Below are 23,674 nucleotides of genomic sequence, written 5' to 3' on the forward strand. Positions count from 1 at the left end.
TTACTCCTCTCAAAATAGATAAACTTCCCCCTGGGTTTAGAATGGGGAATTAGTTCCTTAGAGGTGAGCTTGTACATATAGCTTCTGGAAATCCCAGAATACAGGCAGGCTTCATCAAATGTTAGTACTTCCTTGGTTGCACCGAGCATTTGTTCAATGCGCAGCAATCGATCTTCTAATTCTAATTTACTCATAGGTTCTATTATTTACAAAAACAACACTGCAGTTGTCTTCTGGTTATAGAAACAAATGACTAATTAAAATCCTTGTAAATCAATATGGTAACAGGTAACCAAGTGGTAATTACCTATAAGATGGCTTTGAAAATACTGGAGATTTCTTTAAGATAAGAGGATTTGTTATTTCGCCAGTCGGAAATATTCTTGCTGGATAAGTGTTGCTCGGTTCCTGCGGTGTTTTTAAGAATGAAATAATGCTCAACAAACAGAATCATTTGATGATTATCCAGGTTTTCAAAACCGATTAATAAATGGCTTAAAAATTCTAATAATGTTTGTCGGTTTACTTGCTTTGGTCTTTTAGGAGATAGATCTTGCCATTTTAATCGACTCCTCGCTGGCACGGGTTCCATTAAAATTAAAGATTGGAAGGTTTGGTAATCGCCGGTGAGATATTTCCTGGAGAACGCTTTAAAGACAGCATTGGTTTGACCAAGTGTTAGTGGGATAGGCTTCAGGTTTAACTGCTTAATTTTTGCTATTTCAGGATTATTTACGGTATATACTTCCAGAGTATCAGACCTTTTCCTAATTCTCTTTCTGGTGAGAATAAAATAAATTGCTGAAATACAGAACAAAGCGGATAGCAGGTAAATAACAGTAAAACTGAACTTAAACCACAGAGAATAAGGGGTGATCCAGATATAAAAAAGAAGTCCGGTCAATAAGATAAGACAACACGTAAAAAAGATTTGCCCAAGTTGGGAATCTGTTTCCCTAAGCAGGTAGTTATAAAAATCCAGGAGTTTTGCCCTTAACCGAAGAGTAAAAACTGCGAACCGTTCCAAAAACATATTATAAAGCTTGCTATTCTCTACTTAAAGATAACGAAAAGAAAGTATAAGTTTCTTTGATAGATCTTATACTTGAGCCTAATGAGAGTGTTGGATATTTGAGAATATTATTTTTTTTATGTTTTCGAAGAAATCCATAGCCTAATTTAGGGTATTTTGAGCTTCCTTATATGCGAATTAAATGTCAATGTAATTTTGAATCAATTCCCCACGTCACTATTGGAAAATTTTAAAATTTCGTGCAAAGCCTCATCTGAACTTTTATGAATGAAATTCCTTTGGTATCCAATTGTGGTCTGAAGACTACTATGTCGATATAGCTTTTGTAACATTTGAGGAGAAACTTTATCTCCGGCAATATTGCCAAAGGAATGTCTCGCAATGTGATTGGTTATTTTCTTATTAATTCCTGCAAGTTTTGCAATATCCTTTAGATTTGAATTATGTTTTTTTATAGCTCCCTTTATTAAACTATATTTTTCTTTGGTTTCTACATCTCCGACTTTTTTCAATTCGGGAAAAATAAAATCTGAATGCGACTTTTTATCATTCCGGTAAAAATCCAGAATTTCAATTGCTTTTCCTGGTAATTTTAATGAATCAAGTTTGGAATTTTTCTTCATTCTATAAAATAATCGATCCTCTATGATATCGTTCCATCTTAGATGAAGAAGATCGGTGATTCTAATTCCTGCTAAATAGAAGGAGAATAAAAAAATGTTTCTTGAATGCCATAACGAAGAATGCTTCTTTAAACTTACTTGTTCAATTTTTAGAATTTCCTGCTCAGTTAAACCAATTTTTAATGAATCCGGATATTTAATAAGTATTTTATCCCTTCCAAAAGGATAAAAATTTCGGTCAATTATCCCTTTTCTGATTGCACGGTTATATAATAACCTTATAAACACATAGGAGTTCATAACAGTCCTTTCTGAATTTTTTTTTTCATTTATAAGGTAAACTTTAAAACGTTTTAGGAAGTTCTCATCAATTTCCTGAAAGAGGATGTCACGTCCTTTAGTGAAATCTTTGATGATTTTTGCTTTAGATCGGTCTGAAATAGCACGATTAAATTTTTTTGATCTTTCTAAATCAGCAACATGTTCATCAGCAAAGTCAAAGAAAGAAATAGTTTTCCTGGATTGCTTTATTTTATCCATAATTTGCTTTGCTGATAACTGCCTCTTATTGCGTTCTGCCTCATAAATAATATCATCTATCTGATCATACTTTTTACGAATTAGACGATTTAAATGTTGATATTTAGGGTGGGACTTTTTTACTTTCTCAGCTTGCTCATCCCAATCGTCTGGATCGAGGTTATAACCTAAATGATAATAGCTGCGTTTCCGAAATGAAGTTACTCTTATGGCAAGCCGGAAAATTTTTTCATTTTCATCAATCTTTTTCGGGTGTAATATTACTTTAATATGAGCCATAATTCTTAGTTTAAGAATACTAAGATAATTATTCTGGGTAACACATAGGTAACACATTTACTGAATTTAAATGATATTATATGTATCTGTAAAATATGTAAATATTCTGATTATCAATCAAATAACATTATTTGTTTTTATTTGATATCCCCTCTAAAGGAACTTAGGATCTAGTGCCGCGAGGTGTGAGAGTTCGAGTCTCTCCGCCCGCACAGAAAGAGAAAAGCCGACTTTTGGAGTCGGCTTTTTTTATGTGGGTAACACATTGAATCAAACCTAATTGTGGATCAAGGGATCAAGAACAATTGTTGGGCATAAGGCAAAATATGTAAAATTCTAAGACGAAGAAGTATTGTTCCACATGGGCTGCTTTATTCTAAGATTAAATTTCTGCTTTCATCAAAAAGTTAACTGAATTGAGCTTTTATTAGCCTTTGATATCAAAGGGGAAATAGGAACTAAAATTTCTTTCGTGCTGAAGACCTTATAGGTAATAACTATTACAACTTGCTTCACCTAACCTGACCATCCTCATATTTCTATCTCTTTTTCTGCTGTTATTTTGTTCATAGATTTAGGCTCATTAACCAAAATCAGAAAAAGTAAACCTCTAATAAAGAAATCATGAGAAAAGAAAAAAACCGTTGGTTGATCGCTGCCTCTGCTGTAGGGATTCATATTTCTATAGGCTCGGTTTATGCCTGGAGTGTTTACACAAAACCTTTAATCGAGCAGTTTGGATGGGAACTTAGTGATACTCAGTTTACCTTTAGCCTTGCGATATTTTTCCTGGGCATCTCTGCTGCCTTTTTAGGGCACTTCTTGGAAAAGAAAGGACCACGAAAATCAGGAATACTTGCAGCTATCTTTTTCGGAATAGGAATCGCAGGATCCGGACTCGCCGTTTACCTGGAGTCAATCTATCTGCTTTACCTTTTTTATGGGATCTTCGGAGGAATAGGTTTAGGCCTGGGTTATATTACCCCGGTATCTACCCTTATAAAATGGTTTCCTGATCGCCGCGGACTGGCTACAGGCCTTGCCATTATGGGCTTCGGATTCGCGGCGCTCATCAGTAGCCCCATCATTGTCTATCTTATCTCTGCCGTAGGCATAGCCAATACCTTCTTCATTATGGGCTCAGCCTATTTTATTATCATATTCGTTTCGTCTCTTTACCTGGCTCCTCCACCCAAAAACTGGTTGCCGGCAGGTTTTAAGGCTACAATAGCTTCTGGAAAGAAAAAGATCATAGGCGATTTGTCACAACTAACAGCAAACCAGGCTGTAAAGACCAGACGCTTTTGGTATCTATGGCTGATGCTTTTTATAAATATCTCCTGCGGAATCGCTATCATTTCTGTAGCATCTCCAATGGCCCAGGAATATGCCGGACTTACGGTGATTTCAGCAGCCACTATGGTAGGTATCATGGGATTGTTCAACGGAGTAGGACGGATCGGCTGGGCTACTTTTTCTGATAAAATAGGCCGACCTGCAATGTATACTGTCTTTTTCGCTATCCAGATTATTGCCTTTTTCACGCTTCCCGGAATTACCAATGCATTGCTTTTCCAGGCAGTCATCTTCATTATCATGTCCTGCTATGGGGGAGGGTTTGCCACCATCCCGGCCTACATAGGCGATGTTTTTGGAACCAAACAGCTTGGGGCGATCCACGGTTATATGCTTACCGCCTGGGCTGCCGCCGGAATGGCCGGACCTTTGTTCGCCGCCTGGTCACGCAGCGTTACCAACAGCTATAATGGAACCCTTTATTTTTTCGCCGGACTCCTGGTAATTGCTTTTGGCCTGTCTTTGCTGACTCAGAGAGAAATTAAAAGATTGAAAAGAGCATCTCAGAATAAGAAAGAAGATCTTGTTGGAGAACAGGAACCTGAATTGGTATAACATAAAAATCTGGTCGCAAAAGTATTTCTGAGAGGTTAAGTAAATTAAACATGTCAATCCCTCCTGTTTGGTAGAAATAAGAGGTGCTTGTTTCAGGAGTTGTATATTTTTATTCACTCAAAGTCAGAGTCCAATGGAAAAAAAACTTGGTATCATTTATTCCAGTGTGGATGGGCAGACTAGAAAGATTTCTCAAGCCTTGCTGCAACAGTTACACCGGCAGCAAATAGCAGTAAAATTATACTCCATCGAGGATTTTGAAGAGGAGGTGACTGATTTTGATCTCCTGGTCATAGGTGCAGGAATACGCTACGGAAAGCACAATCTCAAGGTGCGGCAATTTGTTTTAAATAATAAAGAAAGCCTTAGCCGGATTAGCACCGCCTTCTTCTCCGTTAACCTGGTGGCCCGCAAAAGCGACAAGAATTCCCCCGAAACCAATCCCTACCTGATCAAATTTTTAAAAGATGTTAACTGGAATCCCGATATGCTGGCTGTGTTCGCGGGTAAACTCGATTACCGGGCCTATTCCTTGCTGGACAGGATCATGATAAAACTCATTATGAAACTCACCCAAGGCCCCACAAGGACTGATACTACCATAGAATACACGGACTGGAAAAGAGTAAGAGACTTTGGCGAGCTGGTCTTCAGGGAGCTTTATAGAGACTCCAGCCGGAAATAATGTATGCTGCCATTAAAGTTTTAGTACAGAAGAAATATTTTTCAAAAGCACCATTGTAAAAAAGTGCTGCTAAAAAGATTTTAAATCTTACTTTTACTGCTGAATAAAAAAGGGTGATTAGCTCAGTTGGTTCAGAGCACTACCTCGACAAGGTAGGGGTCACTGGTTCGAACCCAGTATCACCCACAAAAAGCAACCTAAAGCTCTACAAACATTGTGTTTGTGGGGCTTTTTTAGGTTTCAGGGGTGGGATTAAAAATTTACTTTATTGAAAATTTACTGAATAATTAAGATGTTGTTGTCCCGAAACATATATTTATAAAAGGATATATTTGTGAATGTATTTAGTTATGTGCAAAATCTTAAATGAAAAATCCATACGAAAACCCTTTAATTCAGCTATTTCAGAAGATTGTTGAGCTCCGACATTCAAGCAATCGTATAAATTCTGTCCTAAGAAAGGATGTCGAGAAATATACAAAAGAAGAAGCCAGTTTTTTTTCCGGTTCCTCACTGATTATTAGCGATTGGACTGGCAACACTGATAACGGATGGGAATTAAATTTCCACACTGGAGTTTCTATAAAAACAGAGAAAGAAAATTATGCCAAAGAAGTAGATAAAATTGTCTCAAGAGAATGTTGTTTAGCATTTGCTCAATCATTTGAGGCTCTAGAAACCTTTTTAAAAGATTGCGTATACCAAAACTTTTTAATACATATATCTCCAATTGAAAGGGAGGAAATTCAAGGCGGTGACAACTTGTTTAAATTGGTGAAAAAGGCTTGCGGGGAAAATTTTATAAAATCTTCTAAAACGAATAATAAAAATCTTCATTTCAAACAATTCTGGAGCACGGTTTCAGAGTCTAGACACGCGATTGTACATTCCAGTTGTAGAATAAAAATTAAAAAAATCAAAAAGTCTGCTGATCATTTTGCAACCTTTGAATACTTGTTTGATTATGAAAAATTAGAAGATGAAACTCTATTAATTAAACTAGACTATAAGCAACTTGATAAGGTTCAAAAACATTTATCGGAATTTGCATATCAAGTTTATAAAATCTTAAGTAAAGAAGAAAGTCTGGTTAATAAATTTAAATAGCGTCACTAAATATCGGTTAATAATAATTTCCAATGAACGCTTAATAATCCCTTTTTTGAAATGAAAAAGAAGTTAAAAGCGGGCTATATTTAAGGAATAGAAATATTTAAATCCTCTTTTAGAAAAATCATGATTTCTTTTTCCACGCTTTTAATGTCCTTGGATTTAATATCGCTCCCAATAAAGTGTGTCTTAGGAGTGCTAAGCGCAACAAGTTTTTTTAAAGAATCTGCTGTTGAAAAGGCTTCGTGAACTTTAGGATAAGAGCTCACCTCTACATGAGCGTCTTTCTGGAAGTAATTCTCTTTGTAATAAAGCGTCAGAACCGGGCAGTTCACCTCAGAAAAAGTTTCCGGCTTCATTGTAGACCCCACTAATATTTGTAGATCTACCAGGGCCTTAGAGGGGTAAATGGTATCCCAGTATTTCTCTGCGATTTCCTGTTCGTGCTCAATTATTTTATGTTCCCCAAACGAAATCAGATGAGCAAGTTCGTAACCCCAGGGAGAATTTAAAATAAACGAGCCGGTTTGGTCATCTTTAGTATTGGGTGCCAGGTTAATAAGGGCGTGAACCTTGTCGGGGTATTCTGCAGCCAGTTTTAAAGCCAGGGTGCCTCCTGTAGAAGTGCTCATAATAATTACCTTTTTCCCAATCCTCTTCCCTATTACCAATGCCTCTTTTGCGGAATTCCATGCGGTTTCGGGCGTAAAATCTTGGAGTGCCACCTCAGGTTTCAAGCCATGTCCTGCCCAACGTGCAAGATAAATATTAGCATTCAGGCTATCTGCAATATTTACGTTCACGGGATAGCCATCCCGATAACTCCCTGCGAATCCGTGCAGATACACAATACTGTATTCGGTTATTTGCGGTGATTCATCTTGCCACTTGATTCTAGCCTGATTATCTTCTCTAAGAGCGTGTTTAGCCTCTGTCTTTTTAATGTGATCTTTCAGAACTTTTAAATTAGAAGAAGGTATTTCTGGTAGTTTTGATGTATAAACTGGATTGATAGGTTTTGGGCCGGAAAAGTAGGTTACAACCACAACCAGAAGAAAAACTAAAAGTAACCAGTATCTTTTTTGCATCGGTACTAAATCCAGCTGAATATTTGAGACTCCTAAATTACACTTTTAATAAGAGCTAACTTCTTTGCCCCGGCTATTTAAACATAGTTTTAGCAAATAACAAGGTGGCTAATTACCATCTTAAAGCTGGTGCCAACGATCATTAGTTAGCTTTTTCCGGAAAATGATCCATTTTAATCCAGGTTCCCTTTCATTCCCCGATCAATCCAAACCGGTAAAAAGTTTTTAAGCGGGCGATCCGGTTTTTAGAAATATATTCAAAGAATTTAATCTGAGCGTTTATATAGCTCATCTGCCTGGAATTCACCATAAAAAGTGAACTTTCCCCGGCCATGAACATACGTCTTTCTCCTTCCAGAAGTCTCCTTGTGTTTTCTACTGTTTCCCTGTAGATATTTAACTGTTCGTTACTGGTTTTCCATTCGTTTAAGGCGGCCTTGGCTTTATATTTCAGGTTAGCCCGATAATTTTCCAGGTCCAGCCGGGCATCGGCAATCTTTAGATTCGCGAGCTTTAATTTTCCACGTTCTTTTCTTAAAAAAAGCGGCATTTCAAATTCAAGCCCAAAATTGTAGTTGTTCATGGAATATTCGGCGCTTGGAATCTCGTCTATGCTTTCGGTTAATATATTGTATTTTAAGTTGAGCTCGGGCTTTAATTGTTCCCTGCTCCAGCGGCGGTCTATTTCCAGCTGGTCTACTTTAAAACCGCTTCGGCGCAACTTGGGGTGTTGCTCGATAAGCGCTTCAGTTTCACCGAGAAATTGTTCATCAATAGGCACTCCTGTAGCTTCCTGGTAGGCCGGGATCGTGCCCTCGGCAATTTCCAGCGGAGTAACGCCCTCCAGCCAGAGATAAACCGAAATCAGTTCTGAAGCATTTTCAAACTCCAGCCTGGCTTCATTAAAGCCTATGCGGTTGTTCTGTACCTGTATTCTTGCTTCGGTGGTGTCTATCGCCGCAACCTCTCCCGCCAGGCTGCTTCGGCGAACACCTTCATAGCGCTCTTCAGCGATCTCGATGGCTTCCTCATAAGTCTGCATCACCGAATAACTTTCAAACCATTTCCAGTAAGCCTTGCCCGCTTCATAGATGAGTTCGCTAAGCATTAGCTCGCGTTCCATTTCGGTCATTTTCCGAAATAACTGTGCTTTCCTGAGTTCGGCCCGTCTTTCATCGATAAATAGCCCTTCTCCCAGTGAAACCGAAATCCCGCCATACCAGAGGCCGTCTGCAGGAGTTACATTCTGTGGGTTGAGGTAAGCACCTTCATTGAGGTCGTAACCACCCTGCAGTTCGATCCCAAACCAGGTTGGGATCTTTAATCCGCTTTCAATTATGCTGTAATATTTGGTGCCTTTAAAATTCTTCTGTTTGGTATTATTAAAGATCTTAGGATCAAAAGCACCTCTTGCTTGCTGAACATCGGCATCGCCAATCTCCAGCTGATTCTCCGCCTGGCGGGCTACGGGATGATTTGCTTTTACCAGATCGATATATTCCTCAAAAGTGAGAATTTTTTTAGTCTCAAATTCCTGTGCCCACGATGGACCAACCTGTGAAAATATCAGCATTAACAGAAATATATTTTTTAAAAAACTCATCCTCATTTCATGATTAGCAGAAAGTGTTTTGTCTACTTCTTTTCTGTATTATTTTCATCTTTTGCAGGAGCATAAAAATCGGGTGGGAAGCCGTTAATATTTCTCCACAGCTCATACCAAACAGGCACATCTTTAAGCAACACCATATTTGAAGTCCCTGCGCCCAAACGCAAGACTTCAGGCCATTCCGGTTCTTCAGGATCGGGAGCGACCAGAACCCGGTACTTTCCGTTTCTGGTGATAAACCTGTCTATGGCAAAGATCTCTCCCCCATATGTACCATAACTTTGTTCAGGCCAACCCGAAAAAACAATAGCCGGCCATCCATCAAACTGAATACGCACATCCTGGCCTTTCTGCAGCAGCGGCAGGTCAAGGGGGCGCACATACATTTCAACAGCCAATTCATAATCGGCAGGCATAATGCTCACAATTTGGTCGCCTTCTTTTAAGGTTTCCCCAATCCCAGACTGGATGGCTTGGGTAATATACCCGTTAATTGGGGCCGTGATATAATACATTCCCTGTCTCACAGAGTAATTGGTGTATTGATTCTCCAGTTTGGTGATTTCCGCTTCCGATTCATACAGGCCGCTAAGGGTGGTGTATTTATCAGATTCAGCTTTTGCAACGGCATCCCGATACTGTGCCTGGATAGAACTCAGTTCTACTTCAGCATTGATCACTTCATTTTGGCTGGTGAGCAATTTGTTTTGGGCAGAAATCATTTCTGCTTCTTCCTTCCGCATGCTAAGTCTGCGATTTTCAAGGTCGGTAAGGGATTTTAAACCTTCTTCATACAAATCTAAAATTCGGTCATGTTGTTCTTGAGCAATTTCATAATTGATTATAGCGGCCTGGTAATCCATGCTATCGCTTTCCACCTTCAGTCGTGCCTGTTGAGCTTTATTTCTCGCCTGCTGTAATTTTAACTGATTGGTTTCCAGAAGAGCCTCGATCCTGTTGTCCAGGGCTTTTACTTTTTCCCTGTATGAACCAACTGCCATTTCTTTAGCGTTAAGCTGTGCCCGGGTTCTTTCCAAAAGATCAGGGTCAAAATATTCGTCTTTTATTTCGGAAACAAACATTATGGTATCTCCTTTTTCAACGTAATCGCCTTCCATTACGAACCATTTTTCTATTCTTCCTGCGATGATCGATTGAATGCTTTGCGGGCGGTGTTCCGGCTGAAGCGCGGTTACCTCTCCTTTGCTTCTGATGTTTTGGGTCCAGGGAAGAAACATGCTTATGAAAATGAGCAGGAAAAAGATTGTAATGAGGCGTTTTACCCATTTTCCCGATTTCCGGCTTTCCACCTTTTTAAGGCTGCTATAGGAAGTATGGTTCACCTTATCGGTTATTTTATTTGATGAAATATTAAGCATCTTCCGCGTTTTTAAATTCTTCTGATAATTTCAGTTCCTCATAGGTGCCGGTTTTGGTAATTCTTCCTTTCGAAACAATGGCAATTTGATCACAGCGTTTCGCAAAATGTGCTTCAGAAGAAACAGCTATCAAGGTCCAGTCCTGTTCTTCAGAAGTTAGGAAATCCATGATCTCAATTCGTTCCTGTCGATCCAGATTATCAAGAATATCTTCAATCAGCAATAAATTGGGCTTGCTTACAATGCTTCTGGCAATTAGAAGTTTGGTGATTATACTACGGGAGAATTTATATCCCTGTGGTTCTACAAAAGTATCGTAGCCATTTGGAAGGTTCCTGATAAAACTTTTTAGCTTTAGGTGATTCACCGCCCATTTTACATTTTCAAAAGGAATATTTTTTCTTCCCATAGTGATGTTTTGCAAAACTGTGCCTTCAAACAGGGTTCCCTGTGCAAAACATTCTCCTATCACCGATCTCATATCGTTAATATTTAAATTGGTGAGGGAAATTCCGTTGTAGGAAACCACCCCTTCTTTTACTTCATATAAGCCTGCAATAAGCTTAAGTAAAGTTGCTTTTCCTGAATTGTTTTTACCGGCGATCAGGAATTTTTCCTTCCTTTTTACTGCGAAGGAAATACTCTCCAGAATATTGGTGTCACTCCCAGGATATTTAAAGCTAAGGCCTTCAGCTCTTATTTTCATTCCCGGTGAAGTCATTTCATCTTTTAGGCTTATTCCTTCAGACCTTTCCAGTTTTAGGTCGGTTACCTCCCCGATTTTTTCCAGGCCTGTGAGCACGTCATAAATTGTTTCCAGGCTTACAATTAGTTTCTCTACCGATTCCATTACTAAAAGAATAATGATCTCGGCCGCAACGAATTGCCCGATATTGATGGTTTGTTCCATCACAAGGAATCCACCCAGGATTAACAAACTTGCTGCTACAATCACTTTAAAAACTACCATAAAGGAATATTGCCGCATCAGGAGTTTAAAATGGCTCTCCCTGGATTTTAGATAGGAATCCACGTTTGTATTTGTCCTTTCCAGAGGTAGCTCGGTATCTCCCGCCAGTTTGAAGGAAGTGTTGTTGCGTCCTATCTCTTCCAGCCAGTGTGCTACTTTATACTTGTATTTGGATTCCTCTAAACTGGTGGAAAGGCCCTTTTTTACGGTAAAATGAAAAATGATATAAAGCAAAAATACCAGGAGTACACTGAAAATGATAAATAAGGGATGGTAGAGCGATAATAGTATTAGTCCAAAAACCACCTGTAAGACCGCCACAGAAAAGTCGATAAGCAATTTTGGTAGTCCTTTTTGGACCGTCATAACATCGAAAAACCGGTTCATTAATTCAGGAACATAATGCTTATAAAGAGCTTCCATTCTAACCTTCGGAAGGCGATAGGAAAATTCAAAAGCTGCTTTTGTAAATATTTTTTGCTGAAGGTTTTCAGTAATTCTGAATTGAAAGAGGCGCAAAATTCCTGTAGCTGCTACACCCATTACTACAAAAATAATGAGCAATATCCAAGAGGTGGTGATCTCTCCACCAATGATGAGGTTAACAATTGCTTGTATTCCCAAGGGTACAGATAAATAAACAAGCCCGTTAAAAATTGAATAAATATAGATATTGATAATTTCTGACTGGTCTGGTTTTAATAACCGTAGAAGTCTCTTTAATGGGCTTGGTTTTTCGATATTTGTCATGTCGTCTTTGCTCATCTGTTATTCCTGGATTGTACGGAACACCATTTCCTTATAAAATTCGGTGATTGTATCCTTTCCTTTAAATTTATTAGTTAGCCCCGGCAAGTGGTCTGCAAAAAAGTGCTGGTTATGAGCCCCTTCAATAATGGTTGAAACCAACATGTGGGGATATTTGTATTGTGGGTTAATTTCCAGGATAATATCGCTCACCCGGCCGACCAGCTTTTTATAACCGGCATACACCCCAGCTTTGTTTTCCTGATCGACCTCTTTGGTTAAAAAAACTTTTGAGGATTCTGAAATTATGATATTCTGAAGCTTTATCTCGTTAATATGGGAGAAGCTACTGTCTTCATCAAGGGGTTTTGTAAGCAGAAGAATTGCTCTTTTGAGTTTCTCTTCCGGTGAATCGATATTGGCTGTTTTAAAAATAAAATGATACTCCAACCAACCCCAATACCATATGGTTAGGTATCGCAACAGCTTATGTTTACTTTCAAAATACCTGTAAACCGAGGCTTCTGTAGATTTAATGGTTTTTGCCAGTTTTTGAAAGGTGAAATTCTCGAAACCAATCTCCTCGATCAAGTCTATGCTTCCGGCTATAATTCGCTTGCCAAGGGGACTGGATTCCGGATCCTTCAGATAACTGTGAGGGTTAACCTGAATGGAAATGTTAGAAAGGAAATTTTTCATAATATAAATTTGCGCAAAAATAATAGTAAATCTATTATATACGCAAGTTGAACTATTGTTAAACTGATGCTAAATTTGAAAAGTTCAGCTTTGTAATAAAATAAACCCTTGTACCAGAGCAGATACAGGGGTTTTAGAAGCTATTTTGCCTTGTATAATTGCTTTTATAAACTGGTTAATTTTTGAGGCGGAATTGGCATAGGTACAGGATTATTCACCGGCTCAGTGCTCAGGAAATATTCATACATAGCACGTAGATCTTCTTCTTTAAGATTTTTGAAATTTTCCCAGGGCATTGGGGGTAATAACATTCGGCCGTTTGGCTGGCCTTTTAGTTTTCCTTCGGTTAGAGAGCGCTTAAACTGCTCAAAACTCCAGGTTCCTATTCCGGTATCATCAGAGGTGAGATTTGCCGCAAAGGAAACTCCCCATGGACCAACTGCCGCAGTAAGATCGGGGTTCATAAGCATCCAGCCTTTTTCTAGGGCGTCCTGGCTTATTGGGGGTAGATCATTGGTGGCCTGGTAGCCGGAAAACGCCAGTTCTTTAATGTATTCCGGACCCCGTTCTCCCATACGTTTTGGACTGTGGCAGTCCTGGCATCCTATAGCGTTAACGAGGTATTCCCCGCGTTTTACCAGGTCTTTCTTGTTTATCGTATCTTTTTTAGTTGATTCAGAAGCGGGCTGGTAATCTTTTTTTGCTTCAGCCTCCTTGCAGCTCATAAAGCAACTAAACAGGAAGTATGCAGAGAAGATAAGAAAGCTTTTGAAAATTGACTTCATAATATTGAATTTTGGTTAGTTAAACTGTTCAAAATCAAAATAGGAAGCCTGGTACTTTGGGGAAACCCAAAGTTTCAATAAAATAACCTAAAGAATAAATAAGGTAAAACCTTTAATTTTTGTTTAATCTCACTTTTTTAAATTAATGCTTAGTACCGGAAGATCGAAGTGATTGATTATATTTTCTGTAACTCCTGGATTGAATATTTTGCCTAAATTGGAATGTTGATGGGTTATGGTGGCAAGCATATCGGGATTTTCTGAAGCGATATACATGCCGATGCCGCGCTCTTCATTTTTGGCGTTATAAACGAAGCGTTTTTCTTTTACATTGGTTTGTTCGCTCAGGAATGCGTCCATTGCTTTTTCTATCTGGTTGCTTTCCATAAAGGTATAAGGAGTGTTAACGTATACTACATCTATTTCCAGACCAAACCTTTTTATCAGTTCCAGAATGTCTAAAAAACTCTTTTTCGAATCTTCCTGGAAGTCGGAAGCAATGCCTATTTTTCTCAGGGGAGCAGGCCTGTCTGATTGTTTTACGGAAAGTACAGGAACCGGAGAGTGTTTTAAAACCCGTTGAGTATTGCTGCCCATAAGTTTTTCCATTCCTTTTTCGCCGTGTGTCCCCATAACCACGAGACTGTATTTTTCTTTGCTGATATAATTCTGGATCTCCTCGACCCCCTGGTTGAATAGAAGCAGGGAATTTGCTTCTACACCAAGTTTTTCGGCTCGACGTTCGAGCTTTAACAAAGCGTCCTTGGCATCCCCGATAGCCGTCTTGGTTTCAGGGTAAAGTGCTTCCTTTTCAAGCGAAAGCTTAACCCAGTCTACCGGAGTATTGATAAGATGTAAAAAACTAACTTCAGCATTAAGCTTTTTGGCAAGTTCTAAACCAATATTGGAAGCATGATTGGCACAATCGGAAAAGTCGGTGGGTATAAGAACACGTTTCATAAACAGAAATTTTTAAATTAAACCAAACGGTGAACATAGATAAAGTTAAGGCCTGGATTGGCTTTTTAAAATGATTTAAATCATTTTTAGATCCTGGACCACCTTCTTGCAGATTTCATTTTTGACGATATACTAAAAACGGTATTTTTGCATTCTTATGGAAACAGATAATCTGGAACAAGGCTTTTTTGGAATAGGGATTCAGAATGGTAAGACCCCCGAAAATCTCGGCGTGCTTTGGCGGTCTGCTCAAAATATGGGTGCGAGTTTTATTTTCACTATCGGAAACCGTTATGAAAAACAGGCCTGCGATACCCATAAGGCCGTAGGGGCTATGCCTTATTTCCATTATGAGACTTTTGAAAATTTTTATGCACATTTGCCCAAAGGTGCTATGTTGGTGGGCGTAGAATTGGTCGATAATGCCGTGTCACTGGAAAATTTTAAGCATCCGCGCCGCTGCGTTTATCTGCTTGGAGCCGAAGACCACGGACTTTCCAATCAGGCCGTTGAAAGAGCTCATCATTTAGTGAAATTCAAATCCAGGCTTAGCCTGAATGTTTCTGTGGCAGGCAGCATCGTGATGTATGACCGCGGAATGAAAACCGAATTTTCTACCTGATCCTTGAAGTCTTTTCTTAAGTTAAAATTGGAAATTTTAGAGCTTTCATTAAATTAGCAGGGATTTAAAACTAAACTAAAAATAATGAAGATCTTTTCAAGACTGATGTTGTCTTTTGCTGTTGCTGGAATGTTCGGTATTACGGCTACGGCCCAGGAGGTTGTGGAAAACAACCAGGCCGATTTTGATGAATTTATGGATCGTAGCGGTAACCGCTACAGGTCGGCTACCGGGAAACCTGGCCCCGATTACTGGCAAAATGAAGCCGATTATGATATAGAAGCTACCCTTGACGACCAGGAACACACCATTACCGGTAAGATTACGCTTACCTATACCAATAACAGCCCCGAGCCTCTGGATTTTATCTGGATGCACCTGGAGCAAAACCGTTTCACCGAAGATTCCCGCGGAACTTTAACCACTCCTATCCAGGGAAATCGTTATAATGGCGATACCGATGGTGGCTATACCATCTCCAATCTGGAAGCGAAGGTGAGAAGAAGTAGCTCGAATGAATACTTAATCAACGATACCAGGATGCAGGTTTTCTTTGAAGAGCCAATCCCGGCAAAAGGAGGAAAAGCTACGGTTTCTATGAACTTTAAATACAAAATTCCTGTTGAAGGCATGGACCGGATGGGCCGCCTTGATGTGGAAGACGGGACGATTTACGCCCTGGCACAGTGGTTTCCAAGGGCAGCAGTATTAGATGATGTGGAAGGTTGGAATATAGAGCCTTACCTTGGTGCGGGAGAGTTTTACCTCGACTATGGAGACTACGATTATAAAATCACCGCCCCGGCCAGCCATATAGTGGTAGGTTCGGGTACCTTACAAAACCCGCGACAAGTGCTTTCTTCAACCGTGAAAGACAGATGGGATCACGCCGCGAAAAGCGATTCTACGGTTTACCTGATTAAGCCTGAAGAGGTGAACGATATGTCTTTAAGAGCAAAACAGGAAGGTACGCTTACCTGGCATTATAAGATTGAAAACGCCCGCGATGTGGCTTTTGGGTCTTCTAAAGCCTTTATCTGGGATGCAGCAAGAATCAATTTGTCTGACGGAAAGAAAGCTTTGGCACAGTCGGCTTATCCTAAAGAAAGCGATGGGGAAGGAGCCTGGTCCCGTTCTACTGAATATTCAAAAGCTTCGATAGAATATTATTCTGAAAGATGGTTTGAATATCCTTACGGAGGCGCAGTAAATGTGGCCGCACATATTGGCGGAATGGAATATCCGGGACTAAATTTCTGTAGCTGGCAAAGCGAAGGAGCATCCCTGTGGGGGGTAACCGATCACGAATTCGGGCATAACTGGTTCCCGATGATCGTTGGTTCTAACGAGAGACGCTACGCGTGGATGGATGAAGGTTTCAATACTTTTATAAACCATTACAGTACTCTGGAATTCAATGATGGGGAATACCCTTCGAGATTAAACCAGACCAGGAATATGACCGGCTGGTTTAATAGTGAACAAAGAGAAGGCATAGACACTTATCCCGATGTTACCAACCTGAGAAATCTTGGTATGACGGCATACTACAAGCCGGCGATAGGTTTACTGCTGATGCGCGAATACATTCTTGGTGAAGAGCGTTTTGACAATGCTTTCAAATCCTACATTGAGACCTGGGCCTACAAACACCCACAACCCGCCGATTTCTTTAACCATATGGAAAATGTAGCCGGGGAGAATTTGTCCTGGTTCTTTAAAGGCTGGTTCTACGGCACCGGAAATATAGATATCGCTCTAACCGGCGTTCAGGAATATCAGGGGAATTATGTGGTGAGCCTGGCTAATCGGGGAGAGATACCAATGCCGGTTTTGATGGTAATAACCTACGAAGATAATTCTTCAGAAGAAATAAAGCTTCCGGTAGAAATCTGGCAGCGCGGGGATACCTGGAATTACCTTCACAGAACCGATAAAACTGTGAAAAGTATTGAACTTGATCCCGACAAATTGTTACCGGACGTCAATTTCTCTAATGATGCCTGGCCACAGCCATTTTATAGGAATTAAAGAGTAAATAAATTTTGCTATAAGGCTGCCCTGTGTTTGGGGCAGCCTTTTTTATTTTAAAATTATTACTTCGGAAATTAATCTGTAATTCCCGATATTTAAACTGAAAATTCACCAAAATGGATAATTCAGAATTAATAAATAAGATTAAGGAAGAGATCGCTAAAACCGAAGCCCGGATTATCAAATACAGGGAACTCACCAAACCAATCTCTCCGGAAAACGCTATTGGGCGTGTTTCCCGGATGGATGCTATAAATAATAAAAGCGTAAATGAATCGGCTTTACGTCAGGTAGAACAAAAGCTTAAAGATCTTAACAGGGTCCTGGAGAAGGCCGGGAGTAAGGATTTTGGAATATGTGTGAAATGCAAAAAACCAATTCCGGTTGGAAGGCTTATGATAAGGCCGGAAAGTCTGCTTTGTGTGAATTGCGCTGCATAAATCGTATTCTGTTTAGCAATTGGTGTAACAATACCTTGCTGTTTTCGTCTTCTATAAGAAAGAACCTATGCGTTTATTATTTGTTTTAGCAATTTTGATCATTGCCCCGGTTTCAACAGTAATCGCACAGCAATATACCGCGCGGGTTCTGGATGAAAAGTCTCGGGAAGCTATTCCCTTTGCTACCGTGCAATATGCCGCTCATAAAGGAGTGATCACAAATGAGGAAGGCAAGTTTGCTTTTACCGCTAAGCTGGAAGAAACTGATACAATTAAAATTTCTTCCCTGGGCTATGAAGCTTTTGAAACTGTGGCACTCCATTTTAAGGACTCGGTAATTTTTTTAAAACCACAGAGTATAAAACTGAGTGATGTTTTTCTTAGCAATAAAAACCTTTCGGGTGAAGAGATCATGGAGCGGGTGAAAAGCAATATCAGTAATAATTATAATCTTAACCTGACCCAAAAAAGATTCTTTTTCAGGGAATCCCAGATCAATAAGATCCGGCAATTTGATCTTAAAGTTGAAGAAAGCACTATACCTGAGCTTAACCAGGAATTGATGAATAAGATCACCTCCAGTATTCCCAGAGTAACAGATTCTTATAAAGAGGTTTTAGGCGATTTTTACGGGAATTACGATACTCAGAAAATTCAGCTGATTAAGGCTGCAAATCTTCATAACCCACAGAATCTGGCTGATCTTAAGGAATTGAGCGGTAAATTGGAAAATATTTTTCAGCAAAACATAAAAAGCAATTCGTTTCTCAAGATCAAATCGGGGATAGTAGGGGTGAAAGTAGATGCCGAAGAGTTTGCTGAGGATATGAAAGAGGAAAAACCGGATAGTGAGAAAAGCGCAGATGAATTACAAAAGGCACGCTTTCAGAAACAGAAGGACCTGGGAACTTTCGCTGACTCCAGAATAGAAAGGCTGCTCCAGAATATATTCTGGAAAGAGGATATAACATTAGACTTTTTCGAAAAATCCAGGAAATATAATTTTAAGCTCGAGGGATATGCTCAAATGGAAGATGCCGTGGTTTATATAATTTCTTTCGAACCTAAACGCGGTGCCGATTTTAAAGGAAAAATATACGTGAATACGGTAGATTATGGTGTCTACCGGTTGGAATATGAGAATGTAAAGCCCTTAAAGAAATTCCGCCTTTTCGGAATTAGCACGCTGGAGGATGTTTACCGGGGCATGATGATTTTCTCTAAGGATGAAACCGGAAAATATCAACCAAAATATATAGAACAGGAACAAGGAGAAAGCTTTGGAATAGAGCGCCCACTTAAGGTAATTGAAAAAAATAAATTTGTGGCCGGCCGAAGAAAGCAAAATGAACTTGATCTGGATATAAAGATACATTCGGGCCAGCTAAGAAAATACCAGATGCTGGTCTATGAGAACCGGCCATTAACAGCTAAAGATTTTGAGGGACTAAAACCAACAAGCAATTTTGAGTATGAAACCTTCAAAACCTATAATGCCGGGTTCTGGGATGGCTATGATATTATTGAACCCAATGCTGCCATAAAAGCTTTTACAGCTCTGGAACAGTCTCTACAGTAAAAAATCCCGGCAATTTCCTGCCGGGATTTTTTATAAAATATTTCCAGGTTTTAAGACTCCTTATCTCTGAAAAGATTTTTCTCCTTGATCATTTTGGCGGTTTTCTCTGGAATCATTTTTTCCCATCCTTCTTCGCCATCTACTATCATTTGATGCACCTCTCGGGAATGGATGTCCAAAACTTTTGGCTCATAGTCTGTGATGTCTACCACCCGGTTGTTATCCAGGAAGAACTTATATAGCTCCTTGATACGAGGATGCACTTTCAGATTTTTGCTGGTGACGATCTCCCCGGTTTCCTGATTTTTAAGCGGATAGAGATAGATCTTCAGGTTTTTAAAGAAGAGTTTTCCAAAGGCTTCCAGAATTCCCCCGCTTAAATGCCGGTAGTATTTCTCGTCAAAAATGTCGATCAGGGTGTTAACACCCATAGAAAGCCCCATCTGTTCCTTGGTGTGCTGGGAGAAATATTCTACTACCTTGTAATATTCCTGGAAATTGGAGATCATGACAAAGTGTCCAAGACTGCAGAGCAGGTCGGCACGGTCAAGGAAATCTTTTTCGTCTATTTCTCCTTCAGACTTCAAGTTGGAAAGCGTTATTTCGAAAATAACTACGGTTTTTTCCGGATCTACTCTCTTTTCTTTTCTGAATAATTCCAGCGCTTTCTCGTACATGTTCATATTCACATTGGTCACCGGACGGAAACTTCCGCGCAGGGTTAGAATATTCTTCTTATACAAGACATTCGCCGGGAGAATATTATTTCCTTCAGGGTTGAACATTACGGCCTCGGTAATACCATTCTTAATAAGTTGGAGGCTCATCAGGCGGTTGTCAACCTCTTTAAAGACAGGTCCTGTAAAATTTACGGCATCTATCTCTATCTTGTCATTAGAAAGGTGATCAAAAAGATGCTTGAGCAATTCCTTGGGATCATCATATTGATAAAAAGCACCGTAAATTAGATTTACACCCAGGATTCCCAGACTTATTTGCTGGTGAACCGCGCTGTTTTCGTGAAACTGGACATGCAGGATTATACTGCTGTATTCCTCCCTGGGTTTTGTTTGGAAATTTATTCCAAGCCATCCGTGACCCTTATATTTTTTTGCCCAGTCAATGGTAGCCACTGTATTAGCGTAACTGAAGAATAATTTGTCCGGATGTTTTTCCCGGGATATGCGTTCTTCTATGAGCTTGCTTTCATAATCAAGCATGCTCTTCAACCTGGATTCGGTTACATATCTTCCAGTTGATTCCAAACCATATATCGCGTCACTAAAATCCTTATCGTAGGCGCTAATGGTTTTGGCAATAGTACCGGAGGGACTCCCGGCCCGGAAAAAGTTTCGCACAGTTTCCTGGCCAGCGCCAATTTCAGCAAAGGTGCCATAGATATTCTTGTTTAGATTTATTCTTAGGGTCTTATTCTCTATTGAAGTAATGTTCTCAAATTCCAGGTCTCCCTCATCAATTACAGACATATCCTTAGATTTATAGTTGCCCCATAAATTTACTAAACTTAAATCTTATCTGCTACTACTTTATAGGTTGGATCTTCAAGAATGTTAACTTCAATAATGGCATCGGCTTTATTTAAAAGTGCCCGGCAGTCACTGCTTAAGTGTCTTAAATGAAGTTTCTTACCTTGTTTGTGGTATCTTTCGGTTAGTTTGTTAACCGCTTCAATCCCACTCATATCTACGATACGGCTTTCTGAAAAGTCAATAACCACATGTTCGGGGTCATTTAAAACATCAAATTTATCGTTAAACGCCTGCACCGATCCGAAGAAAAGAGGCCCGTAGATCTCGTAATGTTTAACACCTTCTTCGTCTACTCTTTTTCTGGCTCTAATTCGTTTGGCGTTATCCCAGGCAAAAACAAGTGCTGAAATAATAACCCCGATTAATACCGCCAATGCCAGATTGTGGAGCACAACAGTTACTCCGGTAACCAGTACCATTACCAGAATATCAGATTTTGGCATTCTTCTGAAAGTTCTTAAGCTGGCCCATTCAAAAGTACCCACGGCAACCATAATCATAAGTCCGGTAAGCGCTGCCATCGGCAGAAGTTCAATCACACTTGAACCAAACATAATAAAGATAAGCAAGCTCACCGCCGCAACAATCCCTGATAACCGGGCTCGTGCGCCTGATGATACGTTAATAAGACTTTGTCCTAGCATGGCACAACCTCCCATTCCGGAAAAGAAACCGGATAGAATGTTGGCCCCGCCCTGTGCTACACATTCCTTATTACCACTACCACGGGTTTCAGTAATCTCGTCGATAATATTAAGGGTAAGTAAACTCTCTATCAAACCTACTCCCGCCATAATTGCGGCGTAAGGAAATATTAACATGATGCTGTCTAAAGTGAAGGGAACCATCGGGATGTGGAATGGAGGAAACCCACCTTTAATTGAGGCGATATCTCCTACGGTCTTGGTGTCTATGCCCATGGCAGCAACTATACCAAATACCACCAGGATAGCTACCAGGGTGGCCGGTACTACTTTGGTTAATTTTGGTAATAGCCAGATGATCAAAATAGCGGTAATCACAAGACCTAGGTAGGTGTAAAGTGGGGCACCGGTCATCCATTCCAGTTCGCCGGCCGCATTGGGCGTTTTAAACTGGTCGAGCTGAGACATGAAAATAATAATTGCCAAACCATTAACAAATCCGAAGATTACCGAATGCGGTACCAGCCTGATAAGCTTACCGAGACGCAGTACTCCTGCCAGAATCTGGATCAAACCGGCCAAAATTACCGTAGCGAAAACATATTCGGGACCATGAGAAATAGACAGGGCTACAATAACCACAGCTACGGCGCCGGTTGCTCCGGAAATCATACCGGGGCGTCCCCCAAAGATTGAAGTGATAAGGCCCATTACAAAAGCCGCATATAAACCGGTAAGGGGTGATAAGCCAGCGATAAGCGCAAAAGCAACCGCTTCGGGAATTAAAGCCAGGGCAACGGTTAATCCGGCCAGGACTTCTGTTTTGTAATCTACTTTTTGTGAAAAATCAAAAAGGTTGAAAATCTTTTTCATCAGAATAGAAATTTAGTATATAGTGATTGGCGAAAGTTTTTTCTCGCAGAATAATTGCAAAATGGGGAAGCTAAGACCTGTTTAGGGCGGAGTAATCGGAGATGATTGTATGTTTCTTCCGTGTGTCATAAGAGCCGGCAAAATTAGTTAATTATTTTTAACAGAAAAGCTCCGGCCCGATTAACTTCTGCTTTTTGTTATACTCTTAATTTATAGTGGGTTAAAATGCGAGATCGACAATAATTCAATTTAAACGTTCATTGCTGAAAACCTTCGGGGAAGCTGAAAATGTTTCCGGGCGTAAAGATTGATATATTTCTGAAGAATGAGGATGGGTGAGTACCAGCTGCCATAAATTTAATTTTTTTGCCCGGAAAGCTGCCGCACTGGAATTCAGGTAAAATTCCCACATCCTGTAAAAAATATCGCTGTAATCTGGTTTTAGCTCCGGCCAGGCTTGTTTAAAGTTTTCCATCCAGGCCATAAGGGTGTGGTCGTAGTATAAACCGAAATTATGCCAATCTTCAAGAATGAGTTTGCGCTCCATTGCCTGTCCTATCTGTCTGACTGAAGGAATTAAACCCTGCGGAAAAATGTATTTGTTGATCCAGGGATCGGTATGGTATTTTGTGAAATTCCCGCCGATAAAATGCACCAGGCTGATGCCGTCTGTTTTTAAAGCTCTTTTAATTACCTGCATAAAACTTTCAAAATTTTTATGCCCTACATGCTCCAGCATTCCTATAGAAACTATGCGGTCATATTTTTCATCCACATCCCGGTAATCCTGAAATCTAATCTCTACCGGTAATCCCTGGCAACGCTCAGTAGCTAGTTTTTGTTGTTCTTCAGAGATCGTGATTCCGGTAACTGTTACGCCGTAATTTTCAGCGGCATATTTGGCAAAACCTCCCCAGCCACAACCAATATCCAGTAATGTTTGTCCTTTTTTTAATTTAAGTTTTTGGCAAATGAGTTCCAGTTTGTGGCGCTGGGCTTCTGCCAGGTCTTTGGCATCTTTCCAATAACCACAGGAGTAAACCATAAGGGGGTCCAGCATTTTCTTATAAAGATCATTGCCGATATTATAGTGGCTCCCAACAGATCTAAGTGCTTTGCTCTTGGTTTGCTGATTGAAAATCTTTGATTTTAGCCACAGTAATTTTAGCCGGAAATTTGATTTGATCTTTTCCTCCAGATTAGCCCTGAAGAGGCGGTGAAACATTTTATCTAATGCCCGGCATTCCCACCAGCCTTCCATGTAGGATTCTCCAAATCCCAGGGAGCCACGGCTAAAAACAGCTTGATAAAAATTTTCATTTTTCACCAAAATGTCCCAGGACTGCTTGCCGTTGATCTCTATTCCGGCCTCCTGCAATAAATTTTGTACGGCGGTTTTGTAGTCTGTTTTTGCCATATAAACTATGTTTTCGAGGTTTAAACTCCTTAAATACTGAGGTTTACTAACTTAAATTTAACTGATTTTCAGGATATTTTAAAATTTAAACCACTTT

Annotated in this window: 20 protein-coding genes and 1 tRNA gene; 8 read left to right on the top strand and 13 right to left on the bottom strand. The window is 39.9% G+C overall.

Features of this window, described 5'->3' with window-relative positions; genetic code table 11:
* The 3 genes from BM266_RS10760 to BM266_RS10770 form a co-directional block, all read right to left on the bottom strand.
* Nucleotides 1-194 (bottom strand): helix-turn-helix domain-containing protein (locus BM266_RS10760; protein ID WP_139220626.1); only part of this gene is annotated, 194 nt, incomplete at its 3' end.
* A gap of 113 nt (nt 195-307) precedes the next feature.
* Nucleotides 308-817, bottom strand: a complete 510-nt coding sequence (locus tag BM266_RS10765; protein WP_139220627.1) for a hypothetical protein — start codon at nt 815-817, stop codon at nt 308-310.
* 416 nt (nt 818-1,233) lie between these two features.
* Nucleotides 1,234-2,475: a site-specific integrase gene (locus tag BM266_RS10770; protein WP_093409626.1), complete on the bottom strand. Its 1,242-nt coding sequence runs from the start codon at nt 2,473-2,475 to the stop codon at nt 1,234-1,236.
* A 624-nt stretch (nt 2,476-3,099) separates the two neighbouring features.
* On the opposite strand from BM266_RS10770, the gene BM266_RS10775 reads away from it, so the two are divergent.
* The 4 genes from BM266_RS10775 (at nt 3,100) to BM266_RS10790 (ending at nt 6,178) form a co-directional block, all read left to right on the top strand.
* On the top strand, nt 3,100-4,386 hold the full coding sequence (locus tag BM266_RS10775; RefSeq protein WP_175494792.1) for an L-lactate MFS transporter: 1,287 nt from the start codon (nt 3,100-3,102) through the stop codon (nt 4,384-4,386).
* Nucleotides 4,387-4,519: 133 nt separating this feature from the next.
* A complete protein-coding gene (gene hemG, locus BM266_RS10780; RefSeq protein ID WP_093409434.1) occupies nt 4,520-5,071 on the top strand; it encodes a menaquinone-dependent protoporphyrinogen IX dehydrogenase in 552 nt (183 codons plus the stop codon).
* 111 nt (nt 5,072-5,182) lie between these two features.
* Nucleotides 5,183-5,257, top strand: a tRNA-Val gene (locus BM266_RS10785).
* 180 nt (nt 5,258-5,437) lie between these two features.
* Nucleotides 5,438-6,178 carry a hypothetical protein gene (locus BM266_RS10790; RefSeq protein WP_093409437.1) on the top strand — a complete coding sequence of 247 codons (741 nt, stop codon included), beginning with the start codon at nt 5,438-5,440 and terminating at the stop codon, nt 6,176-6,178.
* An 89-nt stretch (nt 6,179-6,267) separates the two neighbouring features.
* On the opposite strand, the gene BM266_RS10795 is transcribed toward BM266_RS10790, so the two are convergent.
* The 7 genes from BM266_RS10795 to BM266_RS10825 form a co-directional block, all read right to left on the bottom strand.
* Nucleotides 6,268-7,269, bottom strand: coding sequence for an alpha/beta hydrolase (locus BM266_RS10795; protein WP_093409439.1), 1,002 nt, complete (start codon nt 7,267-7,269; stop codon nt 6,268-6,270).
* A 190-nt stretch (nt 7,270-7,459) separates the two neighbouring features.
* On the bottom strand, nt 7,460-8,842 hold the full coding sequence (locus tag BM266_RS10800) for a TolC family protein (protein WP_175494793.1): 1,383 nt from the start codon (nt 8,840-8,842) through the stop codon (nt 7,460-7,462).
* 62 nt (nt 8,843-8,904) lie between these two features.
* The gene (locus BM266_RS10805) at nt 8,905-10,257 is read right to left on the bottom strand and encodes an HlyD family secretion protein (protein ID WP_093409444.1); all 1,353 of its coding nucleotides are present in this window, start codon (nt 10,255-10,257) and stop codon (nt 8,905-8,907) included.
* Nucleotides 10,250-11,992 carry a peptidase domain-containing ABC transporter gene (locus BM266_RS10810; protein ID WP_245760425.1) on the bottom strand — a complete coding sequence of 581 codons (1,743 nt, stop codon included), beginning with the start codon at nt 11,990-11,992 and terminating at the stop codon, nt 10,250-10,252. Before BM266_RS10810 ends, BM266_RS10805 begins: the two co-directional genes overlap by 8 nt.
* 3 nt (nt 11,993-11,995) lie before the next feature.
* Nucleotides 11,996-12,673 (bottom strand): TetR/AcrR family transcriptional regulator, encoded by a 678-nt coding sequence (locus BM266_RS10815; RefSeq protein ID WP_093409447.1) that lies wholly within the window; start codon nt 12,671-12,673, stop codon nt 11,996-11,998.
* 164 nt (nt 12,674-12,837) lie between these two features.
* Nucleotides 12,838-13,458, bottom strand: coding sequence for a diheme cytochrome c-553 (locus BM266_RS10820; protein ID WP_139220628.1), 621 nt, complete (start codon nt 13,456-13,458; stop codon nt 12,838-12,840).
* A 129-nt stretch (nt 13,459-13,587) separates the two neighbouring features.
* On the bottom strand, nt 13,588-14,418 hold the full coding sequence (locus BM266_RS10825; RefSeq protein ID WP_093409451.1) for a universal stress protein: 831 nt from the start codon (nt 14,416-14,418) through the stop codon (nt 13,588-13,590).
* Between the two features lie 157 nt (nt 14,419-14,575).
* On the opposite strand from BM266_RS10825, the gene BM266_RS10830 reads away from it, so the two are divergent.
* The 4 genes from BM266_RS10830 to BM266_RS10845 all read left to right on the top strand — a co-directional run bounded on the left by BM266_RS10830 (nt 14,576) and on the right by BM266_RS10845 (nt 19,093).
* Entirely contained in the window at nt 14,576-15,040 is a 465-nt protein-coding gene (locus BM266_RS10830; protein WP_093409454.1) for an RNA methyltransferase, read from the top strand.
* 84 nt (nt 15,041-15,124) lie between these two features.
* The gene (locus BM266_RS10835) at nt 15,125-17,071 is read left to right on the top strand and encodes a M1 family metallopeptidase (RefSeq protein ID WP_093409456.1); all 1,947 of its coding nucleotides are present in this window, start codon (nt 15,125-15,127) and stop codon (nt 17,069-17,071) included.
* 119 nt (nt 17,072-17,190) lie between these two features.
* The gene (locus tag BM266_RS10840; protein ID WP_093409459.1) at nt 17,191-17,514 is read left to right on the top strand and encodes a TraR/DksA family transcriptional regulator; all 324 of its coding nucleotides are present in this window, start codon (nt 17,191-17,193) and stop codon (nt 17,512-17,514) included.
* Nucleotides 17,515-17,581: 67 nt separating this feature from the next.
* Nucleotides 17,582-19,093, top strand: a complete 1,512-nt coding sequence (locus tag BM266_RS10845; protein ID WP_093409461.1) for a carboxypeptidase-like regulatory domain-containing protein — start codon at nt 17,582-17,584, stop codon at nt 19,091-19,093.
* Between the two features lie 50 nt (nt 19,094-19,143).
* Here BM266_RS10845 and BM266_RS10850 read toward each other — a convergent pair whose 3' ends face one another.
* The 3 genes from BM266_RS10850 to cfa form a co-directional block, all read right to left on the bottom strand.
* Nucleotides 19,144-20,580 (bottom strand): nicotinate-nucleotide adenylyltransferase, encoded by a 1,437-nt coding sequence (locus BM266_RS10850; protein ID WP_093409464.1) that lies wholly within the window; start codon nt 20,578-20,580, stop codon nt 19,144-19,146.
* A gap of 38 nt (nt 20,581-20,618) precedes the next feature.
* On the bottom strand, nt 20,619-22,160 hold the full coding sequence (locus BM266_RS10855; RefSeq protein WP_093409466.1) for a SulP family inorganic anion transporter: 1,542 nt from the start codon (nt 22,158-22,160) through the stop codon (nt 20,619-20,621).
* A gap of 244 nt (nt 22,161-22,404) precedes the next feature.
* A complete protein-coding gene (gene cfa, locus BM266_RS10860) occupies nt 22,405-23,577 on the bottom strand; it encodes a cyclopropane fatty acyl phospholipid synthase (protein WP_093409469.1) in 1,173 nt (390 codons plus the stop codon).
* Nucleotides 23,578-23,674 lie beyond the last annotated feature (97 nt).

It is taken from the genome of Salegentibacter flavus (assembly GCF_900115145.1).
Taxonomy (GTDB): Bacteria; Bacteroidota; Bacteroidia; order Flavobacteriales; family Flavobacteriaceae; genus Salegentibacter; species Salegentibacter flavus.

Bases quoted from the DNA above. Each gene is read 5' to 3' on its own strand.
- BM266_RS10800 (WP_175494793.1), bottom strand. From the start codon at position 8,842: ATGCTGATATTTTCACAGGTTGGTCCATCGTGGGCACAGGAATTTGAG.
- hemG (WP_093409434.1), top strand. From the start codon at position 4,520: ATGGAAAAAAAACTTGGTATCATTTATTCCAGTGTGGATGGGCAGACT.
- BM266_RS10830 (WP_093409454.1), top strand. From the start codon at position 14,576: ATGGAAACAGATAATCTGGAACAAGGCTTTTTTGGAATAGGGATTCAG.
- BM266_RS10795 (WP_093409439.1), bottom strand. From the start codon at position 7,269: ATGCAAAAAAGATACTGGTTACTTTTAGTTTTTCTTCTGGTTGTGGTT.
- BM266_RS10770 (WP_093409626.1), bottom strand. From the start codon at position 2,475: ATGGCTCATATTAAAGTAATATTACACCCGAAAAAGATTGATGAAAAT.
- BM266_RS10820 (WP_139220628.1), bottom strand. From the start codon at position 13,458: ATGAAGTCAATTTTCAAAAGCTTTCTTATCTTCTCTGCATACTTCCTG.
- BM266_RS10775 (WP_175494792.1), top strand. From the start codon at position 3,100: ATGAGAAAAGAAAAAAACCGTTGGTTGATCGCTGCCTCTGCTGTAGGG.
- BM266_RS10835 (WP_093409456.1), top strand. From the start codon at position 15,125: ATGAAGATCTTTTCAAGACTGATGTTGTCTTTTGCTGTTGCTGGAATG.
- BM266_RS10850 (WP_093409464.1), bottom strand. From the start codon at position 20,580: ATGTCTGTAATTGATGAGGGAGACCTGGAATTTGAGAACATTACTTCA.
- BM266_RS10810 (WP_245760425.1), bottom strand. From the start codon at position 11,992: ATGAGCAAAGACGACATGACAAATATCGAAAAACCAAGCCCATTAAAG.
- BM266_RS10855 (WP_093409466.1), bottom strand. From the start codon at position 22,160: ATGAAAAAGATTTTCAACCTTTTTGATTTTTCACAAAAAGTAGATTAC.
- BM266_RS10790 (WP_093409437.1), top strand. From the start codon at position 5,438: ATGAAAAATCCATACGAAAACCCTTTAATTCAGCTATTTCAGAAGATT.
- BM266_RS10825 (WP_093409451.1), bottom strand. From the start codon at position 14,418: ATGAAACGTGTTCTTATACCCACCGACTTTTCCGATTGTGCCAATCAT.
- BM266_RS10805 (WP_093409444.1), bottom strand. From the start codon at position 10,257: ATGCTTAATATTTCATCAAATAAAATAACCGATAAGGTGAACCATACT.
- cfa (WP_093409469.1), bottom strand. From the start codon at position 23,577: ATGGCAAAAACAGACTACAAAACCGCCGTACAAAATTTATTGCAGGAG.
- BM266_RS10840 (WP_093409459.1), top strand. From the start codon at position 17,191: ATGGATAATTCAGAATTAATAAATAAGATTAAGGAAGAGATCGCTAAA.
- BM266_RS10815 (WP_093409447.1), bottom strand. From the start codon at position 12,673: ATGAAAAATTTCCTTTCTAACATTTCCATTCAGGTTAACCCTCACAGT.
- BM266_RS10845 (WP_093409461.1), top strand. From the start codon at position 17,582: ATGCGTTTATTATTTGTTTTAGCAATTTTGATCATTGCCCCGGTTTCA.